The following is a 26,607-nucleotide window of genomic DNA, read 5'->3' on the forward strand; positions in this document are numbered from 1 at the left end:
TCAATAAGTAACTTTTAATTTCAATAAAAATGGCAGATTTAAAAGCATTCGCTGAGCAGTTAGTAAACTTAACTGTGAAAGAAGTTAACGAACTAGCTACAATCCTTAAGGACGAATACGGTATCGAGCCAGCTGCTGCTGCTCCAGTAATGGTTGCTGGTGGTGGTGCTGCTGAAGGTGGAGCTGCTGCAGAAGAAAAAACTTCTTTTGACGTAATTCTTAAGTCAGCAGGTGCATCTAAACTAGCAGTTGTTAAACTTGTTAAAGAACTTACAGGTCTTGGCCTGAAAGAAGCTAAAGAAGTTGTAGACAGCGCTCCTAAGCCTCTTAAAGAAGGCGTAGCTAAAGATGAAGCAGAATCACTGAAAAAATCTTTGGAAGAAGCTGGTGCTGAAGTGGAGATCAAATAATCTCACTTTATCAACATATCGAGAACAGGTAGACCTGGCGAATCAGTCAGGTCTTTTCCTGTTTGTATACGGATTCAAAATTGAATCCTTTTTTTGCCCAAGGCTAAGCGTAGTCTTGGGGGCTCGGAACTTATTGTAAACGTTAAATTTCCATGGCTTTGGCTAAGAATAAAACGACAGAGCGTATAAATTTTGCCTCTATCACTCCGGTAATCGACTACCCTGACTTCTTGGATGTTCAGTTGCAGTCGTTCCGTGACTTCTTTCAGCTTGAAACAGCAGCTGAAAATAGAGCACAGGAAGGATTGTTCAAAGTTTTCGCAGAGAACTTTCCAATCTCCGATTCACGTGAGAACTTCGTTCTGGAGTTCATTGACTATCACGTAGATCCACCAAAATATTCTGTAGATGAAAGTATCGACAGAGGATTAACATATTCTGTTCCGCTTAAAGCTAAACTGCGTCTGATCTGTAATGATGAAGACAACGAAGACTTTGAGACAATTGAACAGGAAGTTTTCCTAGGTAACATACCATATATGACTGAGAAAGGCTCCTTTGTTATCAATGGGGCTGAACGTGTTATTGTATCTCAGTTACACAGATCACCAGGTGTGTTCTTTGCTCAAAGCAAGCACACAAATGGTACTAAATTATATTCAGCAAGAATTATCCCTTTCAAAGGTTCTTGGGTAGAGTTTGCTACAGACGTTAACAACGTAATGTATGCTTATATAGACCGTAAGAAAAAATTCCCTGTTACCACACTTCTACGTGCAATTGGTTACGGTACTGATAAGGATATACTTGACTTGTTCGGTTTATCAGAAGAGATACCAGCAAATAAGGCTAACCTGAAAAATTCAGTTGGTCGTAAGTTAGCTGCACGTGTTCTTAAGACTTGGACCGAAGACTTCGTAGACGAAGATACTGGAGAAGTAGTATCTATTGATCGTAATGAAGTATTATTAGAGCGTGATTCTGAAATTTCTCAGGATGATATAGATGTTATACTTGACTCAGGTGTAAAATCAATCATCTTACACAGAGAGAATGTAAACATAGCTGATTATGCGATCATCTATAATACACTACAGAAAGATAACTCTAACTCAGAGAAAGAAGCAGTTGAGCAAATCTATCGTCAGCTAAGAAATACAGAAGCACCAGACGAAGAGACAGCTCGTGATATTATTCAAAAGCTGTTCTTCTCTGATAAGCGATATGACTTAGGTGAAGTTGGTCGTTATAGAATTAACAAGAAACTAGGTAAAGACACGAACTGGGAAGCTAAAGTATTAACGAATGATGATATTGTTCTGATCGTTAAATACCTGATTGGCTTAATTAACTCTAGAGCTGTAGTGGATGATATTGACCACTTGAGCAACAGACGTGTAAGAACAGTAGGTGAGCAGCTTTATGCACAGTTTGGCGTAGGTCTGGCTCGTATGGCTCGTACTATCAAAGAGCGTATGAACGTACGCGACAATGAAGACTTTAAGCCAGTAGACCTGATCAACGCAAGAACGCTATCTTCTGTGATCAACTCGTTTTTCGGAACAAACCAGCTTTCTCAGTTCATGGACCAGACTAACCCACTGGCAGAAGTGACGCACAAACGTCGTGTATCTGCACTGGGGCCAGGTGGTCTTTCAAGAGAGCGTGCTGGTTTCGAGGTACGTGACGTTCACTATACACACTATGGTCGTCTATGTACTATCGAGACACCGGAAGGACCAAACATTGGTCTGATATCTTCTCTGTGTGTGCATGCACGCGTAAACCACATGGGCTTTATCGAAACACCTTATCGTAAGGTAGTAGATGGTGTAGTGAATGTGGCTGGTGAAGTAGAATATTTAACAGCTGAAGAAGAAGATACACACCACATTGCACAGGCTAATGCTGTGATCGATGAGAAAGGTAACTTCATCAATGATAGAGTAAAAGGTAGATTTGAAGGTGACTTCCCAGTAGAAGAGCCATCAACTTATACTTACATGGATATTGCACCAAACCAGATTGTATCTGTAGCGGCTTCCATGATTCCTTTCTTGGAGCATGACGATGCTAACCGTGCCCTGATGGGTTCGAACATGCAACGTCAGGCAGTTCCGCTTCTTAAACCACAGGCACCTATAGTTGGTACAGGTCTGGAAGGCAGAGCAGCTATTGACTCAAGAGCACTGGTTATAGCTGAAGGCAATGGTGTAATCGATTTCGTTGACTCAACTAAGATTGTTGTTAAATACGATCTTACTGATGAAGAGAAATTAGTTGCATTTGATGCAGAGTATGTAACCTATAAATTGATCAAATTCCGCAGAACGAACCAGGATACATGCATAAACCTGACTCCTTTAGTGAGAACTGGTCAGCGTGTAACTAAAGGTCAGCCGCTTTGCGAAGGTTATGCTACGAACGATGGAGAGCTTGCTCTGGGGCGTAACTTACAGGTTGCGTTCATGCCATGGCAGGGTTATAACTTCGAGGATGCTATCGTTATCTCTGAAAAAGTAGTACGTGATGACGTATTTACTTCGATTCACATTGAAGAGTTTGAGCTGGAGGTTCGTGAAACAAAACGTGGTGAGGAAGAATTAACTTCTGAGATTCCAAATGTTAGCGAAGAAGCGGTTCGTAACCTTGATGAGAATGGTATCATCAGAATAGGTGCTGAAGTTAAAGAAGGAGATATCCTGATAGGTAAGATCACTCCTAAAGGTGAAACCGATCCTACTCCTGAGGAGAAACTACTTCGTGCCATCTTCGGTGATAAAGCTGGCGATGTGAAGGATGCTTCGCTTAAGGCACCGCCATCATTAAATGGTGTTGTTATCGAAACTAAGTTATTCTCTCGTCCTAAGAAGGATAAAAACCTTAGAGCAAAATCTAAGAAAGAAGTAGAAGAACTTAAAGTTAAATATTCAAAAGACCTTATCGCTATTAAGAATATAATGGTTGATAAACTGGTAGAACTACTGGAAGGTAAAACTACTCAGGGCATCAAGCATAAGTTCGGTGATGAGATCCTGACGAAAGGTGCTAAGTTCAGCAGAAAGAATATCATAGAAGCCCTCTTCCCTGAGAAGAACCCTTACAAGGATGAGAGCAACTATGCCGTTCCGGAAGAAGTGAACATGTTCAAGGACCTGATCCTTGAGAACTGGACAAGTGACGAGAAAACCAACAACATGCTTGTGGAGTTGGTGAAGAACTATACGAAGCGTCGCAATATTATCTCTGCACATTTTAAGCGTGAAAGATTCACACTGGAAGTAGGAGATGAGTTGCCAGCAGGTATCGTGCAATTAGCTAAAGTATACATCGCGAAGAAGCGTAAGCTGAAAGTGGGTGATAAGATGGCCGGTCGTCACGGTAACAAAGGTATAGTTGCCCGTATCGTACGCGATGAAGATATGCCATTCTTGGAAGATGGTACTCCGATGGACATCGTGCTTAACCCTCTTGGTGTACCTTCAAGGATGAACATTGGCCAGATCTATGAAACTGTACTTGGATGGGCTGGTTTAAGATTAGGTCGTAAATATGCGACTCCTATCTTCGACGGTGCTTCTGAAGAGCAGGTGTCTGCAGAACTGGCTGAGGCAGGTGTTCCTCGTTTTGGTAGAACGTACCTGTATGATGGTCTGTCTGGAGATAGATTTGATCAGCCAGTAACAGTTGGTGTAATCTACATGCTGAAACTAGGTCACTTAGTGGATGATAAGATGCACGCACGTTCAATCGGACCATACTCATTGATTACGCAACAGCCTTTGGGTGGTAAAGCCCAGTTTGGTGGTCAGCGTTTCGGTGAGATGGAGGTGTGGGCACTGGAAGCATTTGGTGCTTCTAACGTACTGCAGGAAATATTAACAGTGAAGTCTGACGACGTGATCGGCCGTGCAAAAGCTTATGAAGCGATTGTAAAAGGTGATGTATTGCCGAAGCCAAATATCCCTGAATCATTCAATGTATTGATTCATGAGTTAAGAGGCCTAGCTCTAGAGATCACACTGGAATAGTAAAGTATAAGCTAAGCGCTACGGAGCAATCCGTAGCGCTTAGCTTATACTTTATACTTTTACAGATCAGCTGTAAAGCAAATTAGTTGTATCGACATTATTAGAATAATATGGCATTTGCAAAAACCAAAAAGCTAACTCAGGACTTCTCTAAAGTAACGATAAGCTTGGCTTCTCCAGAGTCGATTCTGGAACGTTCCAACGGAGAGGTAGTTAAGCCTGAGACCATAAATTATAGAACCTATAAGCCTGAGATGGGTGGTTTATTCTGCGAAAGAATATTCGGACCTGTTAAAGACTGGGAATGCCACTGCGGAAAGTATAAAAGAATCAGATACAAAGGCATCATCTGCGACCGTTGCGGTGTAGAGGTGACTGAGAAAAAAGTGCGTCGTGAGCGCATGGGCCACATCGAACTGGTAGTTCCTGTAGCACATATCTGGTACTTTAAATCTCTTCCTAACAAAATAGGTTATCTGTTAGGCTTACCAACAAAGAAGCTTGACCAGATTATCTACTACGAAAGATATGTAGTAATCCAGCCGGGTATTCTGGCAGAAGACGGTGTAAATACACTGGACTTCTTAACAGAAGATGAATACCTGGATATGGTAGATAAGCTTCCACGCGAGAATCAGATATTGGATAACAACGATCCAAACAAGTTCATCGCGAAAATGGGTGCTGAAGCATTACAGATGCTATTGGAGCGTACGAACCTGGATGATTTATCATACGAGCTTCGTCACGCTGCCGCTCACGAGACTTCACAGCAGCGTAAAGCTGAGGCGTTAAAGCGTCTTCGTGTTGTAGAAGCATTCCGTGATGCTGCAACAAGAATAGAAAACAGACCAGAGTGGATGATCATCCGCATGGTGCCTGTTATTCCGCCAGAGCTTCGTCCGCTTGTTCCGTTGGATGGTGGACGTTTTGCGACTTCGGATTTGAATGACTTATATCGTCGAGTTATCATCCGTAACAACCGTCTGAAGCGTCTGATCGAGATCAAAGCTCCTGAAGTTATACTTCGTAACGAGAAGCGTATGCTGCAAGAAGCGGTAGATTCGCTGTTCGACAACTCACGTAAAGTGAACGCTGTTCGTGCAGAAGGTAACCGTGCGCTGAAGTCGCTCTCTGATATGCTGAAAGGTAAGCAGGGACGTTTCCGTCAGAACTTACTTGGTAAGCGTGTTGACTACTCTGGCCGTTCGGTAATTGTGGTTGGTCCTGAACTGAAGCTGCATGAGTGCGGTCTGCCTAAGAATATGGCAGCTGAACTCTTCAAGCCGTTCATTATCCGCAAGCTGATCGAAAGAGGTATAGTTAAGACTGTAAAGTCAGCTAAGAAAATAGTAGACCGTAAGGACCCTGTAGTTTGGGATATCCTGGAGAATGTGCTGAAAGGGCACCCGGTACTCCTTAACCGTGCTCCTACACTACACAGATTAGGTATACAGGCATTCCAGCCAAAACTGATCGAAGGTAAGGCAATCCAGTTACACCCACTTGTGTGTACTGCGTTCAACGCCGACTTTGACGGTGACCAGATGGCGGTGCACGTTCCACTGGGACCTGCTGCAATCCTGGAAGCCTCAATGTTGATGCTTGCTTCACATAACATCCTGAACCCTGCTAACGGTGCTCCAATTGCAGTACCATCTCAGGACATGGTTCTTGGTTTATATTATGTAACTAAAGGTAAGCGTAGCACAGAAACAGAAACTATCAAAGGAGAAGGCATGAGCTTCTATTCTCCTGAAGAAGTTATTATTGCTATAAACGAAGGTCGCCTTTCTAAGCATGCACATATTAAAGTGCGTGTAAACGTGAAGAACGAAAAAGGTGAGATCGAAAACAGATTAACAGAAACCGTAGCTGGTCGTGTATTATTCAACCAGTTTGTTCCTGAGGAAGTTGGATACATTGATGAACTGTTGACCAAGAAAAAGCTTCAGCAGGTTATATCTCGTGTGTTCAAAGAAACAGGTATGGCTCGTACGGCTCACTTCCTGGATGATATCAAAACACTTGGATTCCAGTCTGCTTATAAAGGTGGTCTGTCAATGGGTCTTGGTGATATCAATATCCCGGCAGAGAAAGAGGTACTGGTAGAGCAGGCTAAGAAAGATGTAGATGCTGTATGGCAGAACTACTCAATGGGTCTGATCACTGATAACGAGCGTTACAACCAGGTAATTGATATTTGGACACGTATCAACAATCAGATTACTGAAACGCTGATGCGCCGTCTGGAAAATGAGGATCAGGGCTTCAACTCAATCTTCATGATGATGCACTCTGGTGCCCGTGGTTCAAGAGAGCAGATCCGTCAGTTAGGTGGTATGCGTGGTCTGATGGCTAAGCCTCAGAAATCATTGCAAGGTTCAGTAGGTGAGATTATCGAGAACCCAATCTTATCTAACTTTAAGGAAGGTCTGGATGTAATCGAGTACTTCATCTCTACACACGGTGCTCGTAAAGGTCTTGCCGATACAGCGCTTAAAACTGCGGATGCTGGTTACCTGACTCGTCGTCTGGTAGACGTATCTCAGGACGTAATTGTGAACGAAGAAGATTGCGGTACACTACGTGGTCTGGAAGTAAGTGCGCTGAAAGATAATGAAGATATCGTGGAGTCTCTGTCAGAGCGTATACTTGGTCGTGTAACTGTACACGATGTATATGACCCAATTACAAATGAGCTTATAGTTGAGTCTGGTTCTGAAATTACGGAAGATATAGCCCGTGACATTGAGAACACAGCGATTGAAGCAGTAGAGATCCGTTCAGTACTTACTTGTGAGTCTAAGCGTGGTATTTGCGCTAAGTGCTACGGCCGTAACCTGGCAACAGGATTTATGGTGCAGAAAGGTGAGGCAGTTGGTGTTATTGCAGCACAATCAATTGGTGAGCCTGGTACACAGCTGACACTTCGTACGTTCCACGTTGGTGGTACGGCATCTAACATTGCGGTAGAAGCAACTATAAAAGCAAAGTTTGCTGGTAAAATCGAATATGAAGATGTGCGTACAATCGACACGATCAACAACGAGGGTGAGCCAGTGAAAGTAGTAATGGGACGTTCGGGTGAAGTGAAGATAGTTGATCCAAACACAGGAAAACTGTTTATTTCCAACCACGTGCCTTACGGTTCATTCCTGACAGTAACAGATGGTCAGATCATTGAAAAAGGTGACAACATCTGTAGCTGGGATCCATACAATGCAGTTATACTTTCAGAATTCGATGGTACAGTAACCTACGAATCAATTATTGAAGGTATCACTTACCGTGAAGAGTCTGATGAACAGACTGGTTACCGTGAGAAAGTGATTATCGATACAAAAGATAAGACACAGAACCCAGCTATAATTGTAAATCCTAAGAATGGTGAGCCAAAAGGTTATAACATTCCGGTAGGTGCACACATTGTGGTAGAAGATGGTGAGAAAATCAAAGCAGGGCAGATACTTGTTAAGATTCCTCGCGCAATCGGTAAAACAAGAGATATTACAGGTGGTCTTCCACGAGTTACAGAATTGTTCGAAGCACGTAACCCATCTAACCCGGCAGTAGTGTCTGAAATTGATGGTGTAGTTACGTATGGTAGCGTGAAGCGTGGTAACCGTGAAATCTTCATTGAATCGAAAGATGGCGTGAAGAAGAAATACATGGTTCCACTTTCTAAGCACATTCTGGTTCAGGATAATGACTTCGTTCGTGCAGGTATGCCATTATCAGATGGTGCAATTACGCCAACAGATATTCTGAATATACAAGGACCTGGTGCTGTACAAGAGTACCTGGTAAATGAGATTCAGGAAGTATACCGTCTGCAGGGTGTGAAGATCAATGATAAGCACATTGAAGTAGTAGTTCGCCAAATGATGCAGAAAGTAGTGATCATCGATCCAGGTGATACAAGCTTCTTGGAGCACCAGGTTGTTGATAAAATCAACTTCATGGAAGAGAACGACCGCATTATCGATATGAAAGTGGTGGAAGAAGCAGGAGATTCTGCTAACCTGAAACCAGGTCAGATTGTAACTGCTCGTCGTCTGCGTGATGAGAACTCTAGCTTGAAACGCCGTGACTTAAGACTAGTGACAGTTCGTGATGCTTCACCTGCTGTTTCTCGTCCAACGTTACAAGGTATAACACAGGCTTCATTGGGTACTCAGAGCTTTATATCGGCAGCTTCGTTCCAGGAAACTACGAAAGTACTTAGCGAAGCAGCAATCAAAGGTAAGGCAGATGAACTGTTAGGCTTGAAAGAGAACGTAATTGTCGGACATCTAATACCAGCTGGTACTGGATTAAAAGAGTACCAGAAACTGATTGTTGGAAGCCAGGAAGAATACGAATCTTTAACAGAGTCTAAAAAGGCATCAGCTAAATCAAGACAGCAGGCACTTCAGAATAAATAATAAAAATGGCGGAAGAACAGCAGAATCAAAATCAGATTAACATCGAGCTATCGGAAGAAATAGCAGAAGGGCAGTATGCTAACCTTGCTATGATTGCGCATTCGAGCAGTGAGTTTGTAATAGATTTTATCCGTCTGATGCCAGGTTTGCCAAAAGCGAAAGTCAAATCAAGAGTTGTTATCACACCAGAGCATGCTAAGAGATTATTAGCTGCTCTGGCAGATAACATCAAAAAATACGAACAAAGCTTTGGGGATATAAAGCAGGCAAATGAAACGCCATCATTTCCAATGAACTTCGGAGGTACTGTTGGCGAAGCATAAGATGCTAATAATTAAATAATTAAAATTTTGAAATTGCAAAGTGATTTTTATACCTTTGCAGTCCAAAATTTAAAGTGGAAAAATCTATAATTAACAGATTGTAAATGCCTACTATACAGCAATTAGTAAGAAAAGGCAGAGAAAAACTGACATCAAAGTCAAAATCTCCAGCCTTAGATTCATGCCCACAGCGTCGTGGAGTGTGTACAAGAGTATATACTACAACTCCTAAGAAACCAAACTCTGCAATGCGTAAAGTTGCAAGGGTAAGATTAACAAACGGTAAAGAGGTTAACGCCTATATCCCTGGTGAAGGTCACAACCTTCAGGAGCACTCAATTGTGCTTATCAGAGGTGGTAGAGTAAAAGACCTTCCAGGTGTTCGTTACCACATCGTTCGTGGTGCACTTGATACTGCAGGTGTTAGTGGCCGTCTTCAGTCACGTTCTAAGTACGGAGCTAAGAGACCAAAGCCAGGACAAGCGCCAGCAGCTGCCGGAAAAGGTAAAAAGAAATAATAAATACAGTATAATACAATGAGAAAAGCAAAGCCGAAGAGTAGAATTCTCCTTCCAGATCCAAAATATAAAGAAACATTAGTAACACGTTTTGTAAACTACCTTATGGTAGATGGCAAGAAAAGTGTTGCTTATGGTATCTTCTATGATGCTGTAGATCTAGTAGAGCAAAGAACAAAAGAAAACGGTCTTGAAACTTGGAAGAAGGCATTGAACAACATCATGCCTAGCGTAGAAGTTAAAAGCCGTCGTGTAGGAGGAGCTACTTTCCAAGTGCCGACTGAGGTTCGTCCGGACCGCAGAGTATCTCTAGGAATCAAATGGATGATTTCCTACTCACGTAAGAGAGGTGAGAAGACAATGAAGGATAAATTAGCAGGTGAAATTATTGCAGCTGCTAAAGGTGAAGGTGCTGCCGTTAAGAAAAAAGACGATACGCACAGAATGGCAGAAGCAAACAAAGCATTCTCACACTTTAGATTCTAGTAATGGCAAGAGACTTAAAATACACACGAAATATTGGTATTGCTGCGCACATTGATGCTGGTAAAACCACTACTACTGAACGTATACTTTATTATACAGGTAAATCACACAAAATAGGTGAGGTTCACGAAGGTGGTGCAACTACTGACTGGATGGAGCAGGAGCAGGAGCGTGGTATTACAATTACGTCTGCTGCAGTAACAGTAAACTGGCCATACAGAGGCAATGATTACCATATCAACATTATTGATACTCCAGGTCACGTTGACTTTACAGTAGAAGTGAATCGTTCACTTCGCGTACTAGATGGTCTGGTGTTCCTTTTCTCTGCTGTTGATGGTGTAGAGCCTCAGTCAGAAACTAACTGGCGCCTTGCGGACAACTATAAAGTTGCTCGTTTAGGTTTTGTAAATAAAATGGACCGTTCAGGTGCTGATTTCCTTGCTGTATGTAAGCAGGTGAAAGAAATGCTGGGTAGCAATGCTGTAGCATTACAGTTACCAATCGGTTCTGAAGATAACTTTAAAGGTGTAGTAGACCTTGTAAACTTCAGAGGTATTGTTTGGAATGAATCAGATAAAGGTATGACCTTTACAGAGGTTCCTATTCCGGATGATATGATAGAGGAAGCAGAAGAGTACAGAGAGAAGCTTCTGGAAGCTGTAGCTGAGTATGATGAGTCTTTAATGGAGAAATATTTTGAAGATCCAAACTCAATTACTGAAGACGAAATTATTGCTGCTCTTCGTGCTGCAACTATAGACATGGCAATTGTGCCAATGCTTTGCGGATCATCTTTCAAAAACAAAGGTGTACAGACAATGCTTGACTACGTGATGGCATTACTTCCATCACCAGTAGATAAAGAAAGCATTATTGGTACAAATCCAGATACAGACGCAGAAGTAGCAAGAAAACCATCGGCAAGTGAACCATTTGCAGGTTTGGCTTTCAAAATCGCAACTGACCCTTATGTGGGACGTCTGTGCTTCGTTCGAGCGTATTCAGGTGTGCTCGAGTCAGGTTCTTATGTGTTTAACACTCGTTCAAATAACAAAGAACGTATCTCACGTATTTTCCAAATGCACGCAAACAAGCAGAACCAGATCGAAAGACTGGAAGCAGGTGACATTGCGGCTGTAGTTGGTTTCAAAGATATCAAAACAGGAGATACACTATGCGATCAGAACAGTAAGATAGTACTGGAGTCTATGGAGTTCCCTGAACCAGTTATTGGATATGCAATTGAGCCTAAAACTCAGGCGGACTCTGATAAGATGGGTATGGCAATCGCTAAACTTGTTGAAGAAGATCCAACTTTACAGGTAAATACTGATGAGGAAACTGGTCAGACTATCCTAAGAGGTATGGGTGAGCTTCACCTGGAGATCATCATCGATCGTATGAAGCGTGAATTCAAGGTTGAACTGAACCAGGGTGCACCACAGGTAGCTTACAAAGAAACAATCACTAAGACAGTTGAGCATAGAGAAGTGTTCAAGAAGCAGTCGGGTGGTCGTGGTAAGTTTGCCGATATCGTGTTCACAATGGGACCACGTGAAGATGGTAAGCAAGGCCTGGAATTTGAAAACGCAATCGTAGGTGGTGTGATTCCAAGAGAATTTATTCCAGCTGTACAGAAAGGCTTCGAAGAAGCAATGAAGAACGGTATTCTTGCGGGCTTCCCTATCGATTCAATGAAAGTTCGTCTGTTCCATGGTTCATTCCACGATGTTGACTCTGATTCTTTATCATTTGAATTGGCAGCTCGTCAAGGTTTCAAAGAAGCAGGTAAGCAATGTGCACCAAAACTTCTTGAGCCAATCATGGCAGTTGATGTTGTTACACCAGATGAATACACTGGACCAGTAACAGGTGACTTGAACAGAAGAAGAGGTATCATGAAAGGTATGGATACAAAAGGTACATCAACTGTAGTGAAAGCAGATGTTCCTTTATCAGAACTATTCGGATATGTTACTGACCTTCGTACAATCACTTCAGGTAGAGCTACTGCTTCTCTTACTTTCGCTCATTATGAGCAAGTACCGCAGAACTTAGCAGATGGCATCATTGCTAAAATAAAAGGAACAGCAGCTAAATAGTAGTTAAAATAATGAACCAGAAAATAAGAATTAAATTAAAATCTTACGATCATAATCTAGTTGATAAGTCATCTGAGAAGATCGTAAAAGCAGTTAAAGCTACTGGCGCTATTGTAAGCGGTCCAATTCCACTTCCAACAGAAAAGGATAAGTTCACAGTTCTAAGATCACCACACGTAAACAAGAAGTCACGTGAGCAGTTTCAGCTGTGTACTTACAAGCGCTTAGTTGATATCTATTCTACTAGCTCTAAAACGGTTGATGCATTAATGAAACTTGAATTACCAAGTGGTGTTGATGTAGAGATCAAAGTTTGATAAGCTAACACAACCATAAAAAAGAGAACCATAGGAATATGGTTCTCTTTTTTTATAGACTGATTAAGAATATTTTACAGAAGAGTTGTAAAGGAAGATTAAATTTTCTTAACTTTGCACTCCCTTAGCAAGCGCTGAAGGGTAATATTATTATATCCATCTAAAAAAACAAGTTGAATGCCTGGAATTATCGGTAAAAAAATCGGAATGACAAGCCTCTTCACACCAGATGGTAAAAACATACCAGTAACGCTTATTCAAGCAGGACCGTGTGTTGTTACTCAGGTGAAGACGGTAGAAAACGATGGCTATGCTGCAGTACAGCTTGGCTTCGGTGACAAGAAGTTAAAAAGAGTAACTAAGGCTGAAGCCGGTCACTACAAGAAAACTAATACGGCTCCTAAGAAAAAAGTTGCAGAATTTGAAGCAGAAGGTGCATCATTGAACGCAGGAGATGTAGTTGATGCTTCCCTTTTCATTGAAGGGGAATTTGTTGATGTAGTAGGAACATCAAAAGGTAAAGGTTTCCAAGGCGTTGTTAAACGTCACGGATTTGCTGGTGTTGGTGGTCAGACGCACGGTCAGCATAACAGAGCTAGACACCCAGGTTCAATTGGTGCTTGTTCTTGGCCATCAAGAGTATTCAAAGGAATGCGAATGGCAGGTAGAACAGGTGGTAACAGAGTTACAATCCAAAACCTGACAATCATGCGTGTAATCGCTGATAGAAATCTATTAGTAGTTAGTGGCTCTGTACCAGGTGCCAAAAACTCTTACGTTTTAATTGAGAAATAAAATGGAGCTTTCTGTATTGAATATCAAAGGTGAAGATACAGGTAGAAAGATCGCTCTTTCTGATGCTGTGTTTGGTGCAGAGCCAAATCAGCATGCAATGTATCTTGACGTAAAGCAGTACTTGGCTAATCAAAGACAAGGAACTCACAAATCAAAGGAGAGAAACGAAGTAGCAGGATCTACCAAAAAGATCAAAAAACAAAAAGGTACAGGTGGTGCCAGAGCTGGTAGCATAAAGTCTCCTCTATTTGTTGGAGGAGGTAGAGTGTTCGGTCCTAAGCCAAGAAACTATAGCTTCAAGTTAAATAAGAAACTGAAAGCAGTAGCTAGAGTATCTGCTCTTTCTCTTTTAGCGAAAGATAACAAAGTAGCCCTATTAGAGTCATTCTCATTAGAAGCTCCTAAAACAAAAGAATTCTTAACAATACTTAATAACATTAAATCAACAGGTAAAACATTATTTGTTATTCCATCTGCTGATCAGAACATTGTATTGTCAGGAAGAAACATACCTAAATTAAAGGTGGCAACGGCTGCAGACCTGAATACTTATGATCTGCTAAATGCAGAGCGAGTTGTTTTGGTTGAAGAGTCAGTAAACATTATTGAAAACCTCTTAAGCAATAAGTAATGAACGTACTTAAAAGACCGCTTGTGACGGAAAAATATACTGCCATGAACGAAGTAGGAAAGTATGCTTTTGAGGTTGAGAAAAAAGCCAATAAAGTTGAAATCAAAAAGGCAGTAGAAAAGCTTTATGGTGTAACGGTAACAAACGTTGCAACAATGAGATCAATCGGAAAAGTAAAGACCAAATACACCAAATCAGGTGCTGTTACAGGTCGTACTTCTTTGATCAAAAAAGCAATAGTAACCTTGAAAGAAGGTGAAATGATCGATTTTTATAGCGGAATATAATTAATCAAAAATGGCTTTAAAAAAGTTAAGACCAACAACACCAGGTCAAAGATTCAGAGTAGCGCCAGCTTTTGACGAAGTAACGGCATCAGCTCCTGAGAAATCTTTGTTGGCACCTTTAAAAAAATCTGGTGGACGCAACAACCAAGGTAAAATGACTATGCGCTATATGGGCGGTGGTCATAAGCGTAAGTTCAGAATGATTGACTTCAAAAGAACAAAGCATGGAGTTCCTGCTACTGTGAAGTCAATAGAGTACGATCCAAACCGTACAGCTCGTATAGCATTGGTATATTATGCTGACGGTGAAAAGAGCTATATTATTGCTCCAACTGGTATCCAAGTAGGTGCAGTTATAGTTTCTGGTCCAGGTAATGCTCCAGAAATCGGTAATTGCCTTCCATTATCTGACATTCCTCTAGGTACTATCATCCATAACATTGAGCTACAGCCAGGCCAAGGAGCAATCTTGGCAAGAAGTGCGGGTTCATATGCACAGCTAGTTGCTCGTGAAGGAAGATATGCTACAATCAAATTGCCTTCAGGCGAATTGAGAATGGTGCTTGTTAATTGCTACGCAACAATTGGTACAGTTTCAAACTCTGACCATATGAACGTTAAGATCGGTAAAGCTGGTCGTAACAGATGGTTAGGTAAGCGTCCAAGAGTACGTGGTGTTGCGATGAACCCAGTAGATCACCCAATGGGTGGTGGTGAAGGTAAATCTTCAGGTGGTCACCCACGCTCACGTAAAGGCTTATATGCAAAAGGTCTGAAGACCAGAAACACAAACAAGCATTCAGAAAAGTTAATAGTTAATAGAGGAAAGAAATAATAAATGGCTAGATCATTAAAAAAAGGGCCTTATATTGACTATAGGCTCGAGAAGAAAGTAGTAGCGATGAACGAGACCGGTAAGAAAACGGTTATCAAAACGTGGTCGCGCAGATCAATGATTTCTCCAGATTTCGTTGGACATACCTTTGCTGTACATAACGGTAATAAATTTATACCTGTTTATGTTACTGAAAACATGGTAGGTCACAAGCTTGGTGAATTTGCACCAACCAGAAACTTTAGAGGTCACATAGCTAAAAAAGATAAAGGTAAGCGATAACCATGGAAGCAGTAGCTAAATTAAATAATGTGCCTACATCTCCTCGCAAAATGAGATTAGTGGCAGACCTGGTACGCGGTAAAAGCGTAGCAAAAGCTTTAGGTATACTTAAGTTTGAGCCAAATTCAGGTGCAGCTAGATTAGAAAAACTTCTGTTATCAGCTTTATCTAACTGGCAGCAAAAAAATGAAGATGCTCAGATTGAAGATGCAAACCTATATGTAAAATCAATCTTTGTTGATGAAGGTAAGATGTTGAAGCGTCTTCGTCCGGCTCCACAAGGTCGTGGATATCGCATCAGAAAGAGATCAAACCATGTTACTCTGGTTATTGATAGCATGACTGAAGAGCAACTGGAGCAAAAATCAAAGAAATCTAAAAAAGCCAATAAGTAAGAATATGGGACAGAAAGTAAATCCGATCGGTTTTCGCCTAGGAGTTATCAAAGGTTGGGATTCTAACTGGTATGGCGGCAAAGATTTCGCTGATAAACTTGTTGAAGACGAGAAAATCAGAAAATATGTTTTAGCTCGTATCCCTAAAGGTGGTATCTCTAAAATTATAATTGAAAGAACACTTAAGCGTATCACCATCACTATTAACACTGCCCGTCCGGGTGTTGTTATTGGTAAAGGTGGGCAGGAAGTAGATAAGATTAAGGAAGAACTAAAGAAGCTTACTAACAAAGATGTTCAAATAAACATTTTTGAAATTAAGCGTCCTGAGTTAGATGCTAAGTTAGTTGGTGAGTCTATTGCTCAGCAATTACAAGCACGTATCTCTTTCCGTCGCGCAATGAAGCAGGCAATTGCTTCTGCTTTACGTGTGGGTGCTGAAGGTATCAAGGTGCAGGTTTCAGGTCGTTTAGGCGGTGCTGAGATGGCACGTACAGAACACTACAAAGAAGGTAGAACTCCACTACATACTCTTCGTGCTGATATCGATTATGCTTTATCTGAAGCGCAAACAGTTTACGGTAAGCTTGGAATTAAAGTATGGATCTTCAGAGGTGAAGTTTATGGAAAGAAAGATCTAACTCCTAATGCTGGTTTAGAAAGCAAAGGACCTGGATCTTCTCAGGGAGGTGACAGACGCAGTGCAGGTGGTGGCAACCGTAAGAAAACGGACGGTGGAGCTCCTAAGCGCAGAGATAACAAGCGTCGTCAGTAATTGATTGTTAACATTATTAAGTTTTAGAAAATGTTACAGCCGAAAAGGACTAAATATAGAAAAATGCAGAAAGGTCGTGTGACTGGACTTGCTCATAGAGGAAGCACCATTTCATTCGGATCATTTGCAATTAAATCTCTTGAAGCATCTTGGATCACAAGCCGTCAGATAGAAGCAGCTCGTATCGCGATGACAAGAGCAATGAAACGTGAAGGCCAGGTATGGATCAGAATATTCCCTGATAAACCAGTTACGAAGAAGCCTGCAGAGGTTCGTATGGGTAAGGGTAAAGGTTCCCCTGAGTATTGGGTAGCCGTGGTTAAGCCAGGTACTATCATGTTCGAATCAGATGGAGTATCTCTTGAAGTTGCTAAAGAATCATTAAGACTGGCAGCACAGAAGTTACCTGTTAAAACAAAGTTTGTAGTACGTAGAGATTACGTTGAGAAGTAGTAATATGAAAAATTCAGAAATAAAAGCTTTGTCTTTAGAGGAACTACAAGAGAAGCTTAATACTGAGAAGACCAACATGCAGAACCTTCGTTTTGCTCATGCTATATCGCCATTGGAGAACCCAATGAAAATTCGTGAGACCAAAGCAACAATTGCACGTCTGAATACAGAGTTGCGTCGTCGTGAAATTGAAGCTAACTCTTAATACTTAAATACAATGGAAGAGAGAAATCTTAGAAAAGAAAGAAGTGGTAAGGTTGTTAGCAACAAAATGGACAAATCTATCACTGTGCTTGTTGAAAGCAAAATGAAACACCCTATTTACGGGAAGTTTGTAAGTAAGTCCAATAAGTTCATGGCTCACGACGAAAAGAATGAGTGCAATATCGGGGATATAGTACGTATTCAGGAAACTCGTCCACTTAGCAAGAACAAGAACTGGCGTTTAGTAGAAATTATAGAAAGAGCTAAGTAAGATGATACAGCAAGAATCAAGATTAACTGTAGCTGACAATAGTGGTGCAAAAGAAGTTCTTTGCATCCGTGTCCTTGGTGGAACAGGAAAAAAATACGCATCTATCGGTGACCGTATTGTTGTAACTGTAAAGTCTGCCTTATCTTCTGGTAATGTTAAAAAGGGAACAGTTTCTAAAGCTGTTATTGTTAGAACGAAAAAAGAAATCAGAAGAAAAGATGGTTCTTATATTCGTTTCGATGATAACGCAGCTGTTCTGCTTAACGCGAACAATGAACCACGCGGTACGCGTATTTTTGGTCCAGTAGCTCGTGAACTTCGTGAAAAACAATTCATGAAAATCGTTTCACTAGCGCCTGAAGTTCTATAAATCCTAATTCTCAGTAAAGATGAATAAGAAAAAACTTCATGTTAAGACTGGCGATACGGTTAAAGTAATTGCTGGTGATGAGCGCGGTAAGACAGGCCGCATAACATCTGTTTTAACAGATAAAAATAAAGTAGTAGTAGAAGGATTAAACCTGGTAACGAAGCATACGAAGCCTAGTGCAAAAAATCCTCAAGGTGGTATCTCTAAAGTTGAAGCTCCTATCCATGCTAGTAATGTGGCATTAGTAGATGCTAAAACAGGTGAAAGAGTAAAAACTGCTAAGAGAAAAAATAGCGAAGGTAAAACTGAGCGTTACTCTAAAAAAACAGGAGAAGTAATCTAAGATGGCAACTGCAAGATTAAAAGAAAAATATCAGACAGAGGTAGTACCTGCCCTGAAAGAAAAGTTCCAGTATAAGAACATAATGCAGGTGCCTAAGATCACAAAGATCTCCATTAACAGAGGTATCGGCGCAGCTGTTGCTGATAAAAAGTTAGTAGATATAGGTGTAGATGAGCTTACGACAATTACTGGTCAGAAAGCTGTAGCAACAATTGCTAAGAAATCTGTATCAAACTTTAAACTTCGTGAAGGTATGCCTATTGGTGCACGTGTGACACTTAGAGGACAGAAGATGTATGAGTTCCTAGACAGACTTCTTACAATCGCTCTTCCACGTGTTCGTGACTTCAGAGGTGTAAATGATAAAGGCTTCGATGGTAGAGGTAATTATACTTTAGGTATCAAGGAGCAAATCATTTTCCCAGAGATAAGCATTGACAAAATTAAATCCATAAGTGGTATGGACATCACTTTCGTAACAACAGCTAACACTGATGAAGAAAGTTATGAGCTATTAAAAGCTTTTGGTATGCCTTTCACTAACATTAAAAAGTAAAAGCAATGGCTAGAGAAGCAGTAAAAGCTAGAGAGCTTAAAAGACAGAAAACGGTAGCGAAATTCGCTGCTAAAAGAGCTGAGCTAAAAGCTAAAGGAGATTATGAAGGCTTAGATAAATTGCCTAAAAATGCGTCTCCTATCAGATTGCATAACAGATGTAAATTAACTGGCCGTCCACGTGGCTATATGAGAAAATTCGGTATCTCACGTGTGACTTTCAGAGAACTTGCACTGGCGGGTAAAATTCCAGGTGTTACAAAGTCGAGCTGGTAATTTTTCTGATATCTATAGAATAGATAAAGAAAAATAATTATCTTTGCGGCTCGCTTATAAAAAAGCGTCATTATTTAAGTCATTCATAATGAACTCAGATCCAATAGCAGATTATTTAACTCGAGTGCGTAATGCTATAAAAGCAAACCACAGAATAGTTGAAATACCATCTAGCAAAATCAAAAAGGAAATAACAAAAGTACTGTACGATAAAGGATATATTCAAAGCTACAAATTTGAAGATTCTGCAGTACAGGGTACCATCAAAATAGCTCTGAAGTATAATCCTTCAACTAAACAATCTGCGATTGTTAAGTTAGAAAGAATCAGTAAGCCAGGGCTTAGAAAATATGCAGGTAGCGAAGAGCTTCCTCGTGTATTGAATGGTTTAGGCGTAGCTATCGTTTCTACTTCTAAAGGCGTGATGACTGATAAGGAAGCACGTACTCAGAAAATAGGTGGCGAAGTATTGTGTTATGTTTATTAATTAGGAGGAGAGACAATGTCACGTATAGGAAAATTGCCAATCAACCTGCCAAACAATACTGAAGTAACAGTTGACGATAAAAATGTTGTAACTGTAAAAGGTCCAAAGGGTTCTTTGTCTACTTTAGTTGATGCTGATATCACCGTTAGAAAAGAAGACAACCAGATCATCGTTGAGAGACCAACAGAACAGAAGCGTCATAAAGCAATGCATGGTCTTTACAGATCCCTTATCAATAACATGGTAATTGGAGTAAGTGAAGGTTATAAAGAGCAGCTTGAGCTTGTAGGTGTTGGTTATAAAGCATCTATTCAAGGTCAGGTACTTGAGCTTTCATTAGGTTATTCACACAACATATTCGTAGCACTACCAGCTGAGATAGCTGCAAACGCTGTGACTGAAAAAGGTAAAGCACCAGTTGTTACTCTAGAGAGCAATGACAAGCAGCTTTTAGGTCAGGTTGCTGCAAAGATCAGATCACTTCGTAAGGTTGAACCTTATAAAGGAAAAGGTATCCGATTTGTTGGTGAAGTTGTAAGAAGAAAAGCTGGTAAGACAGCATCTAAATAATCATCATCATGTCTGCTAACAAAGTACAAAGAAGATCAAGAATTAAGAAAAGCATCAGAAGAAAGATAGCTGGTACCTCAGAAAGACCTAGATTATCAGTTTTCAGAAGTAATCGTGTAATTTATGCACAGATTATAGATGATGTAGCAGGTGTTACACTTGCGGCTGCTTCCTCAGCAAAATTAGATGATGCTGCAAAAGCTAATGTTGAAACTGCTTCTAAAGTAGGTAAAGAGATAGCTTCTAAGGCCCTGGAGAAAGGTATTACACAAGTAGTATTTGACAGATCAGGTTACCTTTATCATGGTAAAGTTAAATCATTGGCTGAAGGAGCTAGAGAAGCTGGCCTTAAATTCTAAAATATTATGTTGAAGAACAATATACGTAGTGTAAAGGCTAGCGAAATCGAGTTAAAAGAGAGAGTAGTAGCTATAAACAGAGTTGCCAAGGTAGTTAAAGGTGGTAGAAGATTTAGCTTCGCTGCTATAGTTGTTGTTGGTGACGGTAATGGCGTTGTAGGTTACGGATTAGGTAAAGCTAATGAAGTAACTGATGCTATCGCTAAAGGTATTGATGATGCAAAGAAGAATCTTGTAAAGGTTCCTTTGTATCACCACACTGTTCCACATCCGATGGAAGGAAAATACTCTGGAGGTTATGTACTTGTTAAGCCAGCGGCTGCAGGTACTGGAGTAATTGCAGGTGGTGCAATGCGTGCGGTACTTGAAAGTGCGGGTATAAAAGACGTACTTTGTAAATCAAAAGGATCTTCAAATCCACATAACGTGGTAAAAGCAACTTTTGATGCACTTGCAAAAATGCGTGATCCGTTAGCTGTAGCTCAGCAAAGAGGTGTAAATTTACAGAAAGTATTTAATGGTTAATGTCATGGCTAAAGTAACTATAACACAAGTTAAAAGCATTATTGACAGACCTAAGAACCAGAAGCTAACAATACAAGCTTTAGGCTTAGGGAAAATCAATAAATCAGTAACTGTAGAGTATACTCCACAGATAGCTGGTATGGTTAATAAAGTTCAGAATTTGATCGAAGTAAAAGAACAATAAAATGTATTTACATTCATTACAACCTGCTGAAGGAGCAGTTAAGTCTAGAAAAAGACTTGGCCGTGGTACCGGATCTGGTAGAGGTGGTACTTCTACAAGAGGTCACAAGGGTGCTAAGTCACGTTCAGGTTATTCTCAGAAATCAGGATTTGAAGGTGGTCAAATGCCACTTCAAAGACGTGTTCCTAAGTATGGCTTTAAGAACATAAACAGAGTTGAGTATAAAGGTATCAACTTAGATGTTCTTCAGTCTCTTGCAGAGAGCACTGGTGAAACGGTTCTTAACTTTGAATTCTTCAAAGCTCATGGACTAGTTTCTAAGAACGATAAAGTAAAAGTATTAGGTAGAGGTGAGTTAAATAAAGCAGTAGAAGTACATGCTCATGCTTTTTCTCAATCAGCTACTTCAACAATCGAAAAAGCAGGCGGTAAAACAGTAGCTATCTAATCTGTATGAAGAAGTTTTTAACAACAATAAAGAACATATTTGCTATTGATGATCTACGAGTTAGAATACTCAATACTATCGGTTTTATAGCAATATTTAGACTGGGTTCTTATGTTGTTCTTCCTGGTGTTGATCCTAACCAATTAAAGGCTAATACTACTGGTCTATTTGGTTTATTAGATACTTTCCTAGGTGGTGCATTTAGTAATGCATCCATCTTCGCGTTAGGTATCATGCCATACATTTCAGCTTCAATCGTACTTCAGCTACTTACTATTGCTGTCCCTTATTTTCAAAAGATGCAGAAGGAGGGTGAATCAGGTAGAAAGAAAATCAACCAGATCACCCGAGTTCTTACTATAGTTATCACGCTAGCCCAGGCTGTAGGATTTATTGCTACAATTAATAGCGAAGCGATAGCTATCAATCAAACAATGTTCACTATCACATCCATGATTGTACTTACCGCGGGTACTATTTTCTGTATGTGGCTAGGTGAAAAGATTACTGATAAAGGTATAGGTAATGGTATATCTATGCTTATTATGATAGGTATAGTTTCAAGATTTCCTGGAGCTATACTTGCAGAAGGTGCTTCTAAGCAGTTAGATGGAGCCTTAATATTCTTATTTGAATTGGTAGCTTTGTTCTTTGTTGTGATGGCGGTAATCATGCTAACACAAGCAGTAAGAAGAATTCCAGTTCAATATGCTAAACAGGTAGGTGGAAGCTCACTATATAGTGGTCAACGCCAGTTTATACCATTAAAGGTAAATGCTGCTGGTGTTATGCCTATTATCTTTGCTCAGTCCTTAATGTTTTTGCCTTCTATGATTGCAGGTTTATGGGCTGATACAAGTGAAACAGCGAATTATATTGGATCTACTTTCTCAGACTTTACTTCATGGCAGTATAACCTGGTGTTTGGTCTGTTGATATTAGTATTCACTTATTTCTATACTGCAATCAGTGTAGATCCTAACAGAATAGCAGATGATTTAAAAAGAAGTGGAGGATTTATACCTGGTGTAAAGCCAGGCAGAGCTACTTCAGAATATATCGATGCTATATTAACTCGAATTACATTACCAGGAGCTATTTTCCTTGCTCTTGTGGCAATCTTCCCTGCAATTGCAATGTTGTTAGGAATCACAAGGGAATTCTCTCAGTTCTTTGGAGGTACATCTTTGATCATCATGGTCGGTGTTGTACTGGATACTCTGCAGCAAATTGAAAGTTACCTATTAATGCGTCATTATGATGGCATGATGAAATCAGGTAAGCTAAGAGGAAGAACAGAGAATATAGCCATGGTATCTTAATAAATGATATTCTATAAAACTGAAGAAGAAATTGAGCTAATTCGCCAGGGTGCTTTGATATTAGGCAAAGCCCATGGCGAAATAGCTTCGCTTATAAAAGAAGGTATCACAACTGCTGAGCTTGATAAAAGAGCTGAAGAATTTATCAAAGATCACGGTGCTCAACCTTCGTTCTTGAACTATAATGGATTTCCTTATAGTTTATGTATTTCCCCTAATGCTGTTGTTGTTCATGGATTTCCAGGGAAATATCAGCTAAAAGAAGGCGATATAATATCTGTAGATTGCGGTGTCTTTTACAAAGGTTTTCATAGTGATTCAGCTTATACACACCCGATAGGGAAAGTTACTGAAGAAGTTAATAAGCTTTTAGAAGTAACTAAGGAAAGCTTAAATAAAGGGATTGAAAAAGCTGTTGTTGGTAATCGACTTGGAGATGTCAGTAACACTATACAACAGCATGCTGAAGCAAACGGCTTTAGTGTAGTTAGAGAGTTGGTAGGGCATGGAATAGGCCGGAATTTACATGAAGCACCAGAAGTGCCTAACTATGGTAAAAGAGGCCAAGGAATAAAACTACAGGAAGGATTAGTTCTAGCTATAGAACCGATGATTAATCTTGGAACAAAAAATGTTGTTCAGGAAGATGATGGTTGGACTATAAGAACAAGAGATAAAAAGCCTTCTGCCCATTTTGAGCATACGGTAGTAATAAGAAAAGGAAAAGCAGAAGTATTAACTACTTTTGATTATATAGAAAAAGCTAAAAACTTATAAATGGCCAAGCAGTCATCTATAGAACAGGACGGGACAATTGTGGAAGCATTATCAAATGCTATGTTTCGTGTAGAACTTGAAAATGGGCATCAATTAATTGCTCACATCTCTGGTAAGATGAGAATGAATTATATAAAAATCTTACCAGGTGATAAGGTTAAATTAGAGATGTCTCCTTATGATTTAACAAAAGGTCGGATTGTTTATCGATATAAATAAATACAATGAAAGTTAAAGCATCAGTAAAAAAGAGAAGTGCTGAGTGTAAAGTTATCCGCCGTAAGGGGAAGCTTTATGTTATCAACAAAAAGAATCCAAGATATAAACAAAGACAAGGATAATTAAATAAGTATGGCTAGAATAGCAGGAGTAGATATTCCGGATAACAAAAGAGGTGAGATCGCATTAACTTATATCTTCGGTATAGGTCGTAATCTTTCTAAATCTATTTTATCTAAGGCCGGGGTGGATCTTGACAAAAAGGTGAAAGACTGGACTGAAGATGAGTCCAATGAGATCAGAAATATTATTGCCTCTGAGCATAAGACTGAAGGTGTTCTTAGATCTGAAGTTCAGTTGCATATTAAGCGTCTTCTTGACATCGGTTGCTACCGTGGTTTAAGACACCGTAAAGGTCTGCCAGTTCGTGGACAGCGCACAAAAAATAACTCGCGCACGAGAAAAGGTAAGCGTAAGACAGTTGCAAACAAGAAGAAAGCTTCTAAATAATTAATTGATCATGGCTCAGAAAAGAAAAGATAAAGCTAAGAAGCGTGTAGTAGTTGTTGAAGCAACTGGCCAGGTACACATCAAGGCTTCTTTCAACAATATTATTATCTCAGTAACCAACAATGCAGGTCAAGTAATATCTTGGGCTTCTGCTGGTAAAATGGGTTTTAAAGGTTCTAAAAAGAACACTCCTTACGCTGCACAAATGGCAGCTTCAGATTGCGCTAAGGTTGCTTATGACCTAGGTATGCGTAAAGCTGAAGTTTTTGTAAAAGGCCCTGGTGCAGGTAGAGAGTCCGCCATCCGTACTGTACAGAATTCAGGTATCGAAGTAACAACTATCAAAGACGTTACTCCATTACCTCACAACGGATGTCGTCCTCCTAAACGCAGAAGAGTTTAATTTTTAAAGTAGATTAAATAAAATGGCAAGATATACTGGTCCAAAAAGCAAAATCTCGAGAAAATTCAATGAAGAGATTTTCGGCCCAAGCAAAGCATTAAAAAAGAAAGCATATCCTCCAGGGATGCACGGCCGTGGCCGTCGTAAAAAGCAGTCTGAATACGCAGTTCAGCTTGCTGAGAAGCAGAAAGCTAAATACATCTATGGTGTATTAGAAAAGCAATTTGCTAACTTATTTGATAAGGCTCACAGAAAAGGAGGTATCACTGGTGAAAACCTTTTGATCCTTCTTGAGTCAAGATTAGATAACACAGTTTACCGTTTAGGTATTGCTCCAACTCGTAGAGCAGCGCGTCAGCTTGTATTACACAAGCACATAACTGTAAATGGTGGTATTGTAAATATACCTTCTTATAGCTTAAAAGTTGGTGATGTTATAGCTGTTAGAGAGAAGTCGAAATCTCTTGAAGCGATTACTACAAGCTTATCTGTACGTAATGCAAGACAGTTTAGCTGGTTAGAGTGGGATGCAACTGAAATGGCTGGTAAGTTTATCTCTGCGCCTCAGCGTGACCTGATTCCTGAGAAGATCCAGGAGCAGTTAATCGTTGAACTTTACTCTAAGTAAGCAGCATAATCAATTTTTAACCTTTAACACTGCAAGTATGTCAATATTAGCATTTCAGATGCCAGAGAAAGTTGTAATGGAAAAAGCCGACGACTTTCATGGTTTATTTGAATTCAAGCCGCTTGAAAAAGGTTACGGTGTAACCATCGGTAATGCTTTGCGAAGAATTTTGCTTTCTTCATTAGAAGGATATGCAATTACTAGCGTTCGCATGCCTGGTGTACTGCACGAGTTCTCATCAGTTGAAGGTGTGGTACAGGATGTATCAGATATCATCCTGAACCTTAAAATGGTTCGCTTTAAGAAAATCAGCGAAGTTATTGATGATAAGATCACTGTTACAATCAGCGGTACAGATACGTTCTATGCCGGTGATATCAGCAAGTTCACTTCAAGCTTTGAAGTTCTGAACCCTGAGTTGGTGATCTGCAATCTTGATAAAAACCTTTCTTTAGAAGTTGAATTAACAATTCAGAAAGGCCGTGGTTATGTTCCTGCTGAAGAGAACAAAGCTGCTGATCAAGTATTCGGTCTTATTTCTATAGACTCTATCTTTACACCAATAAAGAATGTGAAGTTTAGTGTTGAAAACACACGTGTAGAGCAAAAGACTGACTACGAAAAACTTCTGCTTGAAATACAAACAGACGGATCTATACACCCAGAAGAAGCTCTAAAAGGCGCTGCTAATATTCTTATACAGCACTTTATGCTTTTCTCTGACAACACAATGACTTTTGAAACGGCTAAGCCAGAAGAAGAAGAGGTTGTTGATGAAGAACTACTGCATATGCGCAAAGTTCTGAAGACTCCACTTCAGGATATGGATTTATCTGTTAGAGCTTACAACTGCTTAAAAGCTGCGGACATCAAAACTCTTGGTGACCTGGTACAGTTGGATATTTCTGACATGATGAAGTTCCGTAACTTCGGTAAGAAATCGTTGACTGAGTTAGAGAACTTAGTACAGGAGAAAGGTTTAACCTTTGGTATGGACCTTTCAAAATATAAATTAGAAGAAGAATAATAACTTACGGCATAATTCCCGATCCCGCGTAGGTTGATCGACGGTATGCCCGTGCACAA

36 protein-coding genes are annotated in these 26,607 nt (G+C 40.2%); all 36 read left to right on the top strand.

What is annotated here, in order from left to right:
- Positions 1–29: 29 nt before the first annotated feature.
- Positions 30–410: a 50S ribosomal protein L7/L12 gene (rplL, locus tag MJ612_RS13000; protein ID WP_187031510.1), complete on the top strand. Its 381-nt coding sequence runs from the start codon at positions 30–32 to the stop codon at positions 408–410.
- A gap of 152 nt (positions 411–562) precedes the next feature.
- Complete coding sequence (rpoB, locus tag MJ612_RS13005; RefSeq protein WP_187031508.1) at positions 563–4,441, top strand: DNA-directed RNA polymerase subunit beta; 3,879 nt, start codon at positions 563–565, stop codon at positions 4,439–4,441.
- 110 nt (positions 4,442–4,551) lie between these two features.
- On the top strand, positions 4,552–8,868 hold the full coding sequence (gene rpoC, locus MJ612_RS13010) for a DNA-directed RNA polymerase subunit beta' (RefSeq protein WP_187031505.1): 4,317 nt from the start codon (positions 4,552–4,554) through the stop codon (positions 8,866–8,868).
- Between the two features lie 5 nt (positions 8,869–8,873).
- The gene (locus MJ612_RS13015) at positions 8,874–9,191 is read left to right on the top strand and encodes a DUF3467 domain-containing protein (RefSeq protein ID WP_187031503.1); all 318 of its coding nucleotides are present in this window, start codon (positions 8,874–8,876) and stop codon (positions 9,189–9,191) included.
- Positions 9,192–9,295: 104 nt separating this feature from the next.
- Positions 9,296–9,709, top strand: a complete 414-nt coding sequence (gene rpsL / locus MJ612_RS13020; RefSeq protein WP_187031501.1) for a 30S ribosomal protein S12 — start codon at positions 9,296–9,298, stop codon at positions 9,707–9,709.
- A gap of 18 nt (positions 9,710–9,727) precedes the next feature.
- A complete protein-coding gene (gene rpsG / locus MJ612_RS13025; RefSeq protein WP_162346206.1) occupies positions 9,728–10,195 on the top strand; it encodes a 30S ribosomal protein S7 in 468 nt (155 codons plus the stop codon).
- 2 nt (positions 10,196–10,197) lie between these two features.
- Complete coding sequence (fusA, locus tag MJ612_RS13030; RefSeq protein WP_187031499.1) at positions 10,198–12,300, top strand: elongation factor G; 2,103 nt, start codon at positions 10,198–10,200, stop codon at positions 12,298–12,300.
- Positions 12,301–12,311: 11 nt separating this feature from the next.
- Entirely contained in the window at positions 12,312–12,617 is a 306-nt protein-coding gene (gene rpsJ, locus MJ612_RS13035) for a 30S ribosomal protein S10 (protein WP_007654312.1), read from the top strand.
- 177 nt (positions 12,618–12,794) lie between these two features.
- Positions 12,795–13,412, top strand: a complete 618-nt coding sequence (gene rplC / locus MJ612_RS13040; RefSeq protein WP_187031497.1) for a 50S ribosomal protein L3 — start codon at positions 12,795–12,797, stop codon at positions 13,410–13,412.
- 1 nt (position 13,413) lies between these two features.
- Positions 13,414–14,043, top strand: coding sequence for a 50S ribosomal protein L4 (gene rplD, locus MJ612_RS13045; protein WP_187031495.1), 630 nt, complete (start codon positions 13,414–13,416; stop codon positions 14,041–14,043).
- Positions 14,043–14,330: a 50S ribosomal protein L23 gene (gene rplW / locus MJ612_RS13050; protein ID WP_187031493.1), complete on the top strand. Its 288-nt coding sequence runs from the start codon at positions 14,043–14,045 to the stop codon at positions 14,328–14,330. The genes rplD and rplW overlap by 1 nt, the downstream gene beginning before the upstream one ends.
- A 10-nt stretch (positions 14,331–14,340) precedes the next feature.
- On the top strand, positions 14,341–15,165 hold the full coding sequence (rplB, locus tag MJ612_RS13055; protein WP_187031491.1) for a 50S ribosomal protein L2: 825 nt from the start codon (positions 14,341–14,343) through the stop codon (positions 15,163–15,165).
- Positions 15,166–15,168: 3 nt separating this feature from the next.
- On the top strand, positions 15,169–15,447 hold the full coding sequence (gene rpsS / locus MJ612_RS13060) for a 30S ribosomal protein S19 (RefSeq protein ID WP_187031489.1): 279 nt from the start codon (positions 15,169–15,171) through the stop codon (positions 15,445–15,447).
- A gap of 2 nt (positions 15,448–15,449) precedes the next feature.
- A complete protein-coding gene (gene rplV / locus MJ612_RS13065) occupies positions 15,450–15,842 on the top strand; it encodes a 50S ribosomal protein L22 (RefSeq protein WP_187031487.1) in 393 nt (130 codons plus the stop codon).
- A gap of 4 nt (positions 15,843–15,846) precedes the next feature.
- On the top strand, positions 15,847–16,617 hold the full coding sequence (gene rpsC / locus MJ612_RS13070; RefSeq protein WP_187031485.1) for a 30S ribosomal protein S3: 771 nt from the start codon (positions 15,847–15,849) through the stop codon (positions 16,615–16,617).
- 30 nt (positions 16,618–16,647) lie between these two features.
- Positions 16,648–17,070, top strand: coding sequence for a 50S ribosomal protein L16 (rplP, locus tag MJ612_RS13075; RefSeq protein WP_187031483.1), 423 nt, complete (start codon positions 16,648–16,650; stop codon positions 17,068–17,070).
- A 4-nt stretch (positions 17,071–17,074) separates the two neighbouring features.
- A complete protein-coding gene (gene rpmC, locus MJ612_RS13080) occupies positions 17,075–17,275 on the top strand; it encodes a 50S ribosomal protein L29 (protein ID WP_163912472.1) in 201 nt (66 codons plus the stop codon).
- Positions 17,276–17,287: 12 nt separating this feature from the next.
- Positions 17,288–17,545 carry a 30S ribosomal protein S17 gene (rpsQ, locus tag MJ612_RS13085; RefSeq protein WP_187031481.1) on the top strand — a complete coding sequence of 86 codons (258 nt, stop codon included), beginning with the start codon at positions 17,288–17,290 and terminating at the stop codon, positions 17,543–17,545.
- Between the two features lies 1 nt (position 17,546).
- The gene (rplN, locus tag MJ612_RS13090; RefSeq protein WP_018476849.1) at positions 17,547–17,915 is read left to right on the top strand and encodes a 50S ribosomal protein L14; all 369 of its coding nucleotides are present in this window, start codon (positions 17,547–17,549) and stop codon (positions 17,913–17,915) included.
- A 19-nt stretch (positions 17,916–17,934) separates the two neighbouring features.
- A complete protein-coding gene (gene rplX / locus MJ612_RS13095; protein ID WP_187031479.1) occupies positions 17,935–18,258 on the top strand; it encodes a 50S ribosomal protein L24 in 324 nt (107 codons plus the stop codon).
- 1 nt (position 18,259) lies between these two features.
- On the top strand, positions 18,260–18,814 hold the full coding sequence (gene rplE / locus MJ612_RS13100; protein ID WP_187031477.1) for a 50S ribosomal protein L5: 555 nt from the start codon (positions 18,260–18,262) through the stop codon (positions 18,812–18,814).
- A 5-nt stretch (positions 18,815–18,819) separates the two neighbouring features.
- Positions 18,820–19,089 (top strand): 30S ribosomal protein S14, encoded by a 270-nt coding sequence (gene rpsN / locus MJ612_RS13105; protein WP_187031474.1) that lies wholly within the window; start codon positions 18,820–18,822, stop codon positions 19,087–19,089.
- Positions 19,090–19,177: 88 nt separating this feature from the next.
- On the top strand, positions 19,178–19,576 hold the full coding sequence (gene rpsH / locus MJ612_RS13110) for a 30S ribosomal protein S8 (RefSeq protein ID WP_187031472.1): 399 nt from the start codon (positions 19,178–19,180) through the stop codon (positions 19,574–19,576).
- 15 nt (positions 19,577–19,591) lie between these two features.
- Positions 19,592–20,146, top strand: a complete 555-nt coding sequence (rplF, locus tag MJ612_RS13115) for a 50S ribosomal protein L6 (RefSeq protein ID WP_187031470.1) — start codon at positions 19,592–19,594, stop codon at positions 20,144–20,146.
- Positions 20,147–20,154: 8 nt separating this feature from the next.
- Entirely contained in the window at positions 20,155–20,505 is a 351-nt protein-coding gene (rplR, locus tag MJ612_RS13120) for a 50S ribosomal protein L18 (protein ID WP_187031468.1), read from the top strand.
- Between the two features lie 6 nt (positions 20,506–20,511).
- Positions 20,512–21,030 (top strand): 30S ribosomal protein S5, encoded by a 519-nt coding sequence (gene rpsE, locus MJ612_RS13125; RefSeq protein WP_162346224.1) that lies wholly within the window; start codon positions 20,512–20,514, stop codon positions 21,028–21,030.
- A gap of 4 nt (positions 21,031–21,034) precedes the next feature.
- On the top strand, positions 21,035–21,214 hold the full coding sequence (gene rpmD, locus MJ612_RS13130) for a 50S ribosomal protein L30 (protein ID WP_187031466.1): 180 nt from the start codon (positions 21,035–21,037) through the stop codon (positions 21,212–21,214).
- Between the two features lies 1 nt (position 21,215).
- On the top strand, positions 21,216–21,662 hold the full coding sequence (gene rplO, locus MJ612_RS13135; protein ID WP_187031464.1) for a 50S ribosomal protein L15: 447 nt from the start codon (positions 21,216–21,218) through the stop codon (positions 21,660–21,662).
- Between the two features lie 5 nt (positions 21,663–21,667).
- Positions 21,668–22,984: a preprotein translocase subunit SecY gene (gene secY / locus MJ612_RS13140; protein ID WP_187031462.1), complete on the top strand. Its 1,317-nt coding sequence runs from the start codon at positions 21,668–21,670 to the stop codon at positions 22,982–22,984.
- Between the two features lie 3 nt (positions 22,985–22,987).
- On the top strand, positions 22,988–23,761 hold the full coding sequence (map, locus tag MJ612_RS13145) for a type I methionyl aminopeptidase (RefSeq protein ID WP_187031460.1): 774 nt from the start codon (positions 22,988–22,990) through the stop codon (positions 23,759–23,761).
- Positions 23,762–23,980, top strand: a complete 219-nt coding sequence (gene infA / locus MJ612_RS13150) for a translation initiation factor IF-1 (RefSeq protein WP_159585173.1) — start codon at positions 23,762–23,764, stop codon at positions 23,978–23,980.
- Between the two features lie 5 nt (positions 23,981–23,985).
- The gene (gene rpmJ, locus MJ612_RS13155) at positions 23,986–24,102 is read left to right on the top strand and encodes a 50S ribosomal protein L36 (protein ID WP_007654264.1); all 117 of its coding nucleotides are present in this window, start codon (positions 23,986–23,988) and stop codon (positions 24,100–24,102) included.
- A gap of 10 nt (positions 24,103–24,112) precedes the next feature.
- Positions 24,113–24,490, top strand: a complete 378-nt coding sequence (rpsM, locus tag MJ612_RS13160; protein WP_187031458.1) for a 30S ribosomal protein S13 — start codon at positions 24,113–24,115, stop codon at positions 24,488–24,490.
- 10 nt (positions 24,491–24,500) lie between these two features.
- On the top strand, positions 24,501–24,893 hold the full coding sequence (gene rpsK / locus MJ612_RS13165; protein ID WP_137759957.1) for a 30S ribosomal protein S11: 393 nt from the start codon (positions 24,501–24,503) through the stop codon (positions 24,891–24,893).
- Positions 24,894–24,915: 22 nt separating this feature from the next.
- Positions 24,916–25,521, top strand: a complete 606-nt coding sequence (gene rpsD, locus MJ612_RS13170; RefSeq protein WP_162346231.1) for a 30S ribosomal protein S4 — start codon at positions 24,916–24,918, stop codon at positions 25,519–25,521.
- A 37-nt stretch (positions 25,522–25,558) separates the two neighbouring features.
- Positions 25,559–26,548 (top strand): DNA-directed RNA polymerase subunit alpha, encoded by a 990-nt coding sequence (locus tag MJ612_RS13175; protein ID WP_187031456.1) that lies wholly within the window; start codon positions 25,559–25,561, stop codon positions 26,546–26,548.
- The last annotated feature ends 59 nt before the right edge of the window (positions 26,549–26,607 follow it).

It is taken from the genome of Pontibacter deserti (assembly GCF_023630255.1).
Taxonomy (GTDB): domain Bacteria; phylum Bacteroidota; class Bacteroidia; order Cytophagales; family Hymenobacteraceae; genus Pontibacter; species Pontibacter deserti.